This window comes from Dactylosporangium sp. NPDC051087 (assembly GCF_055586325.1).
Genome location: NZ_JBVJIJ010000018.1, coordinates 1 through 9,405, shown reverse-complemented (window position 1 = coordinate 9,405; position 9,405 = coordinate 1). Strand labels below are relative to the sequence as shown.

Sequence of the window (9,405 nt, the reverse complement as noted above, 5' to 3'; positions counted from 1 at the left end):
CGAGTCGGGCAGGCCGGCCAGCATCCGGGCCAGCTCCCGCGCCCTGTCGGTGTGCTCGACGACCCGGACGCCGCTGGTGGTGACGGCGCCGCCGGTGTCCTTGGCGACGACCAGGTGACGGTCGGCGAACGCGGCCACCTGCGGCAGGTGGGTCACGACGAGGACCTGGTGGTCGCGGGCGAGGCGGGCCAGCCGCTTGCCGATCTCGACCGCCGCGGTGCCGCCGACGCCGGCGTCGACCTCGTCGAAGACCAGGGTGGGCGGGCCGCCGACGCCGGCGAAGACGACCTCGATCGCCAGCATGACGCGGGACAGCTCGCCGCCGGAGGCGCCCTTCTGCAGGGGCTGGGCGGGGGCGCCCGGGTGCGGCAGGAGACGCAGCTCGATGTCGTCGGCGCCGTCGGGGCCCACGCCGGCGTCGGTGCCGTCGGCGGTGGGGACGGTGGGGCCGCCGCCGGCGGCCTTGGGGGCGACGACGACGTGGATGCGGGCGTGCGGCATGGCGAGGCCGGCCAGCTCGACGGTCACGTCGGCGGCGAACCTGCCGGCCGCCTCCTGGCGGGCCGCGGACAGGGTCGCGGCGACCTCGGCGACCTCGCCGTGCAGCCGGCGGCGCTCCTTGTCGAGCTCTTCGAGGAGCTCGTCGGAGGTGTCGAGCTCGCCGAGCTTGGTGCGGGCCCGGTCGGCCCAGGCGACGACGCCGTCGACGTCCTCGGCGTATTTGCGGGTCAGGGCGCGCAGCGCGGCGCGGCGCTCATAGACCTCCTGGAGGCGGCCGGGGTCGGCGTCCAGGGAGGCGAGATAGCTGCCGAGCTCGGTGGTGACGTCACCGGCGAGGGTGGCGACCTCGTCGAGGCGGGCGGCGAGCTCGCCGAGGACCCGGTCGACGCCGGTCTGCGCCTCGAGGGTGCGCCGGGCCGTCGACAGCAGGCTCAGCACGTCGACGACGTCGTCGCCGTCACCGGTGCCGGTCAGCGACACGTGCGCGAGCTGTGCGGCGCTGCGCAGGCCCTCGACGTGCTCCAGGCGCTGCGCCTCCTCGCGCAGCAGCTCGTCCTCGCCGGGCTGCGGGTCGACGCGGCTGATCTCGTCGAGGCCGAGCCGGAGCAGGTCGGCCTCCTGGCTGCGCTGCCTGGCGTTGGCGCGGCGGTCGGCGAGGTCGTCCTCGACCGCGCGCCAGCGCGTGTACAGCTCGGCGAAGCGCCCCAGCAGCTTCTCGTGCTCCGGTCCCGCGTAACGGTCCAGGGCGGCGCGCTGCTCGGCCGGGCGCAGCAGGCGCAGCTGGTCGGACTGGCCGTGCAGGGCGAACACGCGCTCACCGACCTCGCCGAGGACCGCGACGGGCACGGTGCGGCCGCCGACGTGCGCACGGGAGCGGCCCTCGGCCGTCAGGGTGCGGCTCATCAGCAGGGTGCCGTCGTCGTCGACCTCGGCGCCGGCGTCCACGATGCGGCTCTCGACCGCCGCGCGCAGGTGCGCGGGCAGCTTGACGCGGCCGTCGACGGTGGCGCGACCAGGGTCGGCACGGACCCGGCCCGCGTCGGCGCGACCGCCGAACAGCAGACCGAGGCTCGTCACGACCATGGTCTTCCCCGCGCCTGTCTCGCCGGTGATGACGGTCAGGCCCGGGCCAAGGGGCAGTGTGGCGTCTTCGATCACGCCAAGTCCGGTAATGCGGAGTTCCTCCAGCACAGTGACAGACACTAGCTGCGGGGTACGACACTTCTCCACTCAGCCGTGCCGTTTGTTGTGTCTCCAACCGTCGACCGGCAGGCCGAACTTCGCGACGAGGCGGTCCGTGAACGGTCGCTCACGCAGCCGGACCACCCGGACGGGCAGGGCGCCGCGCCGGACGGTGACCGTCGATCCGGGGGCGAGGTCCATGACCCGCCGGCCGTCGCAGGACAGCAGCGCGAAGCTGGTGAACGGCTCGACGTTGACCGTGATCGTCGAGGACGGCGCGATGACCAGAGGCCTGCTGAACAGGGCGTGCGCGCTGATCGGCACCAGCAGCAGCGCCTCCAGCTCCGGCCACACGACCGGGCCGCCGGCCGAGAACGCGTACGCCGTGGAACCCGTCGGCGTGGCGCACACGACACCGTCGCAGCCGTAGCGGGACAGGGGGCGGCCGTCGACCTCGACGAGCACCTCCAGCATCTTCTCCCGGGCGCCCTTCTCGACCGTCACCTCGTTGAGCGCCCACGACGACCCGACCGGGTGACCGTCGTGCTCGGCGAAGACATCGATCGTGAGCCGCTCGTCCACCGTGTACGACCGCTCGACGACCTCACGGACGGCCTTATCGACGTCGCCGATCTCGGCCTCGGCGAGGAACCCGACCTTGCCGAGGTTGATGCCGAGCAGCGGCGCCTTCGCGGGCCGGGCCAGCTCCGCCGCCCGCAGCAGGGTGCCGTCGCCGCCGAGCGCGAACACGATCTCCACGCCCTGCGCGGCGGTCTCCCCGCTGACGAGGACGGCGCGGGGGATGTCGAGCTCGCCGGCCTCCTCGGCGAGGACCCGGACCGTGAAGCCGTTGTCGAGCAGGTCCGCGGCCACGGTCCGGGCGTGCTCGTTGTTGCTCCGCTTCCCCGTATGGGTGACGAGCAGGGCCTCCCTCACGCCGCCACCTCCGCCGCGCTCCAGCGCCGCTGCGGACCGCTCACGCCGCCACCTCCGCTACGCTCCGGCGCCGCCGCGAGACCACACTGCGCCCATGGTGACCGGTCACTGCGCTGCGCTCCGGACCGCTCACGAAAGCCGCCCTTCCGGCACGGAGGCCGCGGCGTACACCGCGTCGGGTGACACGGGCGGCGCGTCGCGGCGCAGCCAGAGGAAGAACTCGACGTTGCCGGACGGTCCCGGCAGCGGGCTGACCGTCACCCCGGCGACGCCGAGGCCGAGCCCGGCGGCGACGGCGGCCACGTCCAGCACCGCCTCCGCCCGCAGCGCCGGATCCCGCACGACGCCACCCTCGCCGACGCGCTCCCGGCCGACCTCGAACTGCGGTTTCACCATCGGTACCAGATCACCGTCGGCCGCCGTGCAGGCTGCGAGAGCCTCCAGGACGAGCCGCAGGGAGATGAACGACAGGTCGGCGACGGTCAGGTCGGCCGGACCGCCGATCACGTCCGGCGTGAGCGTGCGCACATTCGTGCGTTCGATCACAGTGACCCGCTCGTCGGTGCGCAGCGACCACGCGATCTGGCCGTAGCCGACGTCGACGGCCGCGACGGAGGCCGCCCCGCGGCGCAGCAGCACGTCGGTGAACCCGCCGGTGGAAGCTCCGGCGTCAAGGCAGCGCCGCCCCTGTACCGGCAGCGCCTCGAACGCCGTGAGCGCCCCGGCGAGCTTGTGACCGCCACGGGAGACGTAGTCGTCGCCCGTGGCCGCGGACAGGACGTTGACCGGGTCGGCCGGGTCGACCTGGGCGGCGGCCTTCCCGGCCAGGACGCCCCGCACCTCGACGCGTCCCTCGGCGATCAACGCGGCCGCCTGCTCCCGTGAGCGGGCCAGGCCGCGGCGCACCAGCTCGGCATCGAGTCGTGTCCGCCGCGCCATCACCGTTCCTCGATCGTGCCCAATGTCTCCTGCAGCGCGCGGTGGGCTTCGGCGTACACCGAAACCTGCCGCTGCAACGGCAGCGACGCTACCCCGTTGAGGGCCTCGACCGCTGCCTCGACCCGCCCGAGCGCCGCGGCACCCGGCGGACCGGGCATCGGCCCGCCGGGGAAGCCCGGCTGCCCGCCCGGTCGCGGGACGGGCTGAGGGGTGCTGCTCACGAGGACGACGACCGCTTACGCGGCGCGGCCTTCTTCACCGGCGGCACGTCGGACGCCGCGGCGATCTGCTCGACCGCGGCCTTCGCCGCCGCCTTCTTCGCCGGCGCGCCCCGCTTGGCCGGCGCCGTCTTGACCGCGGCGGCCGGAGCGGCCTTCGCGGCGGGCGCGGTCTTCGCGGCGGGCGCGGCCTTCGCGGCGGGCGCGGCCTTCGCGGCGGGCGCGGTCTTGGCGGCGGCGGGCGCGGCCTTCTTCACGGGCAGCACGTCGGACGCCGGGCCGGCCTTCTTGGCGACCGCGCGCTTCGCCACCGTCTTCTTCGCGGCCGTCACCGCCGGCGTCGCGGCCGGCTCCGGCTCGACGACCTCGGCACCGACCGGCAGCGCCGGCTCCGGCTCGACCGCCGCCGCGGACTTCGCCGCCGCCTTCAGCTGCGCCTCGAGCTCGTGCACGCGGCTGGTCAGCGCCGCGACCTCCTCGGCGGTGGCGAGGCCGACGGCGCCGAGGGCGCGGTCCAGCTCGTACCGGACGAGCTTGGTCATCGCCTCACGGTTGGCCGTGCCGGCCTTCACGAGGTCCTCGGCCATCACCTGGAGCTGCTCCGCCGTCGCGCCGCTCCTGCCGACGAGCCGGCGGACCGTCTTGGTCGCCTTCTTCGTCGTCGACTCGGTCATGCCGTAGGCCAGTTCCAGGTATGCCCGCCAGGCTTCCTGAGCCATGCTCGCGCCTCTCCTCCTAGTGGTGTACCGCTGCTCACGCTACCGGGCGGTCCGTGACGCCGTACGGTACGGTCACAATCCAAGTGTCCGCATTGGACATTTGAATGCACGGAAACGGGGAAAAGATGGCCACGGTCGAGGAATGCCGCGCCGCGCTGCAGAAGCTCGCGGCGAAGCTCGCCGAGAACGCCGCGGCGGCCAGGGAGAAGCTCGACTTCGACCGCTCCCTCGCCTGCCGGGTCACGGACCTCGGCGTGGCGTTCCACGGTCAGCTGCAGGGCGGGCAGATCTCCGGCCTGACCGACGGCGACGACCCCCGCGCGAAGATCAAGCTCACCGCCTCCAGTGACGACCTCGTCGCCCTCGTCAACGGTGAGCTCAACGTCATGCAGGCCTGGACCAGCGGCCGGATCAAGATCGACGCCGGCGTGTTCGACCTGTTGAAGCTGCGGAAACTGCTCTAGATCCCCATCCACGACAGGGCGGCCGCGGCGGCCTCGCCCTTCGCGGTCACCGGCCGGACCTCGCCGGCCGCCCACGCCACCGCGCACAGCGCCTTCAACGCGTCGACGCGGCGCCCGTCGCCGGACAGCACCCACCGGTCGCCGTGGTCGTCGACCCGCCACTGGTTCGTCCCCGCCTGCGGTGCCGTCTCGAACAGCCCCGCCAGGTCCTCGGCGATGAACGTGGGCCGCCGCTCGACCGGCGCGGCGAGCAGCTCGGCCGCGTCGCTCACCCCGGTGAGCACGAGCAGGCTGTCCATGCCCGCCCGGTACGCGCCCTCGATGTCCGTGTCGAGCCGGTCGCCGACGACGATCGGGTGCGTCGCGGACCGCTCCCGCGCCGCCTCCAGGAACAGCGTCGGGTCGGGCTTGCCGACGATCGTGTCCGGCTGCCGCCCGAGCGCCGTGGCCATGGCCACGACCAGCGACCCGTTGCCGGGCAGCGGCCCGCGCGGCGACGGCAGCGTCTTGTCGGCGTTCGTGGCGATCCACTTCGCGCCGCCCCGGATCGCGACCGACGCGTCGCCGAGGTCCCGCATGGCGACGTCGGGCCCGTAGCCCTGCACGACCACCTCGGCCTCCTCCGCCACGGTGACCGGCCGGAGCCCGACGGCCTCGACCTCCTCCCGCAGCGCCGGAGCGCCCAGGATCAGCACCGGCGTCCCGGCCGCGAACCGCTCCGCGAGCAGCAGCGCCGTCGCGTGCGCGGACGTCACGACCTCCCGCACCTCGGCGGGGATGCCGATCCGGGTCAGCAGCGCCGCGACGTCACCGGGCAGCCGTGAGGCGTTGTTGGTGGCGTACGCGCTGGGAATCCCCCGCTCACGCAGCCGCGCACACGCCTCGGCGGCGCCGGGGATCACCTGGTCGACGAGGTACAGCACCCCGTCGAGGTCGAAGATGACCAGGTCGTAGTGGCTGACGAGATCCCCGCCGGCGGCTGCGCCGGCGGGGGCCCCGGTGGTCTGCCCGTCAGGCACGCTTCGTCCCGTTGTCGTCACCGTCGGTCCCGGTGCCGTGCTCGGGGGTGGCGTCACCGTCGCGGTCGTCGTCGTCCGCGTCGCCGCTCGCCGTCTCAGCTGCGTCGCGTGTACGGCCAGCGCCCGTCACCCGGTCGTCGTCCCCGACGGGCGCGTCGGTGTCGCGGTCGTCGTCCGCGCCGTCCTGGTCCTCGTCGTCTTCGTCGTCGTAGTCGTCATCGTCGCGGTCGTCTTCGTCGTCGTAGTCATCGTCGTCCGCGTCCTCGTCGTCGCGGTCGTCGTCCTCGTCGTCGCGGTCGTCCTCGTCGTCCTCGTCGTCCTCGTCGTCGTAGTCGTCTTCGTCGTCGCGGTCGTCGTCCTCGTCGTCCGCGTCTTCGTCGTCGTAGTCGTCCGCGTCGTCGCCGTCGTCGCCGTCGTCGTAGTCGCCGGCGTCGTCTTCGTCGTCCTCGTCGCGGTCGTCGTCCTCGGCGTCCTCGTCGTGGTCGCGGTCGGGGGTGTGGGCGTCGGCGAGGTCCTCGTCGTCGTCATCGTCGCCGTCGAGCGTGATGCCGTCGAGCTCCAGGAGCCGCTCGGCGGCGTCGGTGGCGAGGTCCTCGTCCAGGTCGGCGGCGCGCGCGAACCACTCGCGTGCCTCTTCCCGGCGGCCCGCGCGCAGGAGCGCGTCGGCGTAGGCGTACCGCAGCCGGGCGGCCCAGACCGCCTCAGGTGCCGACGTCAGCTCACGCACCTGCAGCATCGCCACGGCGGCGTCGTGCTGTCCCATGTCCCCGCGCGCACCGGCGGCGACGATGAGCAGCTCCACGATCTCCTCGGCGGTCAGCTTCTCCCGGTCCGCGGTCCGGAAGAGGTCGATCGCCTTCTCCGGCCGGTCCAGGGCCCGCTCACAGTCGGCGATGACCGCGATGTGCGTCTGCCGCCCCGTCATCCGGTGATACGTCCGCAGCTCCCCGAGCGCCGTCTGCCACTCGCCCGCGTGGTACGCGGCGAGCCCTGCGGCCTCCCGTACCACAGCGATCCGCGACGCCTTCCGCCGCGCGACGAGCGCGTGGGCGAGCGCCAGCTCAGGGTCGTCGTCGATGAGCTGCCCCGTGGCGACCAGCCGCCGGGCGACCTCCTCGGCGACGGGCCGGGCGAGGGAGCTCAGCTCGCTGCGCACCTCACGGTCCAGCTCCGACGGGTCGATGTCGTCGGCGAGCACCGGGTCCGCGACGCGGGTGACGGTCTCCTCGCCCTCGACCTCCTCGGCGACGAAGCCGGGGTCGCTCTGCCGCGGCCGGTACCCGCCGGCGTCGTCGCGCCGCAGGCCCTCGGACCGCTGGAACCCAGCGCCCCGCCCAGCGTCGCGGCGCGGCCCACCCCGGTCACCGTCACGGAACCCGCCGCCACGCGGCCCGCCGTCGCGGAAGCCACCCGGACGGTCGCCGCGGGGGCCACCGTCACGGGATCCGCCGTCGCGGTCGCGGAAGCCACCGGGACGGTCGCCACGGTCACGGAAGCCGCCGGGGCGGTCGCCGCGGTCCCGATCGCGGAAGCCACCGGGGCGGTCGCCACGGTCGCGGTACGCGGGACGGTCGCCGCCGTCACGGTCGCGGAAGCCGCCGGAGCCGGCCGGACGGTCGCCGCGGGGGGCGCCGTCGCGGTCGCGGAAGCCGCCGGGACGGTCGCCGCGGGGGCCACCGTCGCGGGATCCGCCGTCGCGGTCGCGGAAGCCGCCGGGGCGGTCGCCACGGTCGCGGTACGCCGGACGGTCGCCGCCGTCACGGTCACGGAACCCACCACCGCGGGGGCCGCCGTCACGGTCACGGAAACCACCGGAGCCGGCCGGACGGTCGCCGCGCTGCGCGCCGTCGCGGTCTCGGAAGCCGCCCGGACGGTCACCACGGGCGTTGTCACGGAACTGGGGACGGTCGCCACGCGGTCCGCCGTCACGGGACCCGCCGTCGCGGTCTCGGAAGCCACCCGGACGGTCGCCGCGGGGGCCACCGTCGCGGTCACGGAAGCCACCGGAGCCGCTGGGCCGGTCGCCGCGGGGCGCGCCGTCGCGGTCGCGGAAGCCACCGGGGCGGTCGCCACGGTCGCGGTACGCCGGACGGTCGCCGCCGTCACGGTCACGGAACCCACCACCGCGCGGGCCGCCGTCGCGGTCACGGAAACCACCGGAACCGGTCGGACGGTCACCACGGGGGCCACCGTCGCGGAAGCCACCTGGACGGTCACCGCGGTCACCGCGGGGCGCGCCGTCGCGGTCGCGGAAGCCACCCGGACGGTCGCCACGGGGGCCGCCGTCACGGTCACGGAACCCGCCGGAACCGGACGGACGGTCGCCACGGGGGGCGCCGTCGCGGTCACGTAAGCCACCCGGACGGTCACCACGGGGGCCACCGTCACGATCGCGGAAGCCGCCGGAGCCGCTGGGCCGGTCACCACGGGGGGCGCCGTCGCGGTCGCGGAAGCCACCCGGACGGTCGCCACGGGGGCCGCCGTCACGGTCACGGAACCCGCCGGAACCGGACGGACGGTCACCACGGGGCGCGCCGTCGCGGAAGCCGGGGCGGTCGCCACGGTCCGCGCCACCCCGGAACGGGGGACGGTCGCCGCGCGGGCCACCGTCACGGAACCCACCGGAACGCTCACCGTCACGGAAGTTCGGGCGGTCGCCGCCGTCGCGGTCGCGGAAACCACCACCGCCGGCGCGATATCCGCCCGTACGGTCGCCGCGGGGGCCACCGTCACGGTCCCGGAAACCACCGGAACCGGTCGGACGGTCACCACGGGGCGCGCCGTCACGGTCACGGAAGCCACCCGGACGGTCGCCACGATCGCCACGGTCGCCGCGCGGGCCGCCGTCGCGGTAGCCGCCGGAACGCTCACCGTCACGGAAACCCGGACGGTCACCGCCGGCGCCGCCCGAGCGGTAGCCGCCGGAGCGGTCGCCGCCACCGGAGCGGAAGCCACCGGACCGCTCGCCGCCAGGGCCGCCGGAACGGTAGCCGCCGGACGTACGGTCACCTGAGCGGTAGCCGCCGGAGCCGCCGGAGCGGTCTCCGTCACGGTCGCGGTAGCCGCCGGAGCGGTCGCCGCTGGCCCGCGGGGCGCCGTCGCGCGGGGTTCGGGAACCTGAAGCCGAGCCGCGGTCGCGGTCGGCGCCGGTCCAACGGGGTTTGCGGTCGCCGGAGGCGGGGCGCTCGCCCCGGTCCTTGCCGCCGCCGCCCTGATTGTCGCGGTCGTGGGGTCCTGCAGTCACGACTTCATCCTTCCCGACCGGGGTGCGCCGCATGCGCTCGACCCGGTAAACGAATTAAGGGCCGCCCTAGGACAGGGCGGCCCTTAATCGAAATTTTGTCCGGCGGCGTCCTACTCTCCCACACTCTCTCGGGTGCAGTACCATCGGCGCTGGAGGGCTTAGCTTCCGGGTTCGGAATGGGAC

9 protein-coding genes and 1 rRNA gene are annotated in these 9,405 nt (G+C 74.8%); 2 read left to right on the top strand and 8 right to left on the bottom strand.

What is annotated here, in order from left to right; genetic code table 11:
• The 5 genes from recN to ACZ6TV_RS31090 all read right to left on the bottom strand — a co-directional run.
• Positions 1 to 1,692 (bottom strand): DNA repair protein RecN (gene recN, locus ACZ6TV_RS31110; protein ID WP_465301097.1); only part of this gene is annotated, 1,692 nt, incomplete at its 3' end.
• 39 nt (positions 1,693 to 1,731) lie between these two features.
• Positions 1,732 to 2,619: an NAD kinase gene (locus ACZ6TV_RS31105; RefSeq protein WP_465300855.1), complete on the bottom strand. Its 888-nt coding sequence runs from the start codon at positions 2,617 to 2,619 to the stop codon at positions 1,732 to 1,734.
• A gap of 129 nt (positions 2,620 to 2,748) precedes the next feature.
• Positions 2,749 to 3,558: a TlyA family RNA methyltransferase gene (locus ACZ6TV_RS31100; RefSeq protein WP_465300854.1), complete on the bottom strand. Its 810-nt coding sequence runs from the start codon at positions 3,556 to 3,558 to the stop codon at positions 2,749 to 2,751.
• The gene (locus tag ACZ6TV_RS31095) at positions 3,558 to 3,779 is read right to left on the bottom strand and encodes a hypothetical protein (RefSeq protein ID WP_465300853.1); all 222 of its coding nucleotides are present in this window, start codon (positions 3,777 to 3,779) and stop codon (positions 3,558 to 3,560) included. The genes ACZ6TV_RS31100 and ACZ6TV_RS31095 overlap by 1 nt, the downstream gene beginning before the upstream one ends.
• Positions 3,776 to 4,495, bottom strand: coding sequence for a phasin family protein (locus ACZ6TV_RS31090; RefSeq protein ID WP_465300852.1), 720 nt, complete (start codon positions 4,493 to 4,495; stop codon positions 3,776 to 3,778). Before ACZ6TV_RS31090 ends, ACZ6TV_RS31095 begins: the two co-directional genes overlap by 4 nt.
• Positions 4,496 to 4,620: 125 nt before the next feature.
• Here ACZ6TV_RS31090 and ACZ6TV_RS31085 point away from each other — a divergent pair, with 125 nt between their 5' ends.
• Positions 4,621 to 4,959, top strand: coding sequence for an SCP2 sterol-binding domain-containing protein (locus ACZ6TV_RS31085; RefSeq protein ID WP_465300851.1), 339 nt, complete (start codon positions 4,621 to 4,623; stop codon positions 4,957 to 4,959).
• Here ACZ6TV_RS31085 and ACZ6TV_RS31080 read toward each other — a convergent pair.
• Both ACZ6TV_RS31080 and ACZ6TV_RS31075 read right to left on the bottom strand, forming a co-directional pair.
• Positions 4,956 to 5,978: an HAD-IIA family hydrolase gene (locus ACZ6TV_RS31080; protein ID WP_465300850.1), complete on the bottom strand. Its 1,023-nt coding sequence runs from the start codon at positions 5,976 to 5,978 to the stop codon at positions 4,956 to 4,958. The genes ACZ6TV_RS31085 and ACZ6TV_RS31080 overlap by 4 nt on opposite strands.
• Positions 5,971 to 6,903, bottom strand: coding sequence for a Replicase polyprotein 1ab (locus tag ACZ6TV_RS31075; RefSeq protein ID WP_465300849.1), 933 nt, complete (start codon positions 6,901 to 6,903; stop codon positions 5,971 to 5,973). Before ACZ6TV_RS31075 ends, ACZ6TV_RS31080 begins: the two co-directional genes overlap by 8 nt.
• 120 nt (positions 6,904 to 7,023) lie before the next feature.
• Here ACZ6TV_RS31075 and ACZ6TV_RS31070 point away from each other — a divergent pair, with 120 nt between their 5' ends.
• Positions 7,024 to 8,331 carry a hypothetical protein gene (locus ACZ6TV_RS31070; RefSeq protein ID WP_465300848.1) on the top strand — a complete coding sequence of 436 codons (1,308 nt, stop codon included), beginning with the start codon at positions 7,024 to 7,026 and terminating at the stop codon, positions 8,329 to 8,331.
• A 988-nt stretch (positions 8,332 to 9,319) separates the two neighbouring features.
• Here the strand turns inward: ACZ6TV_RS31070 and rrf are convergent.
• Positions 9,320 to 9,405, bottom strand: a 5S ribosomal RNA gene (gene rrf / locus ACZ6TV_RS31065); the annotation flags it as partial.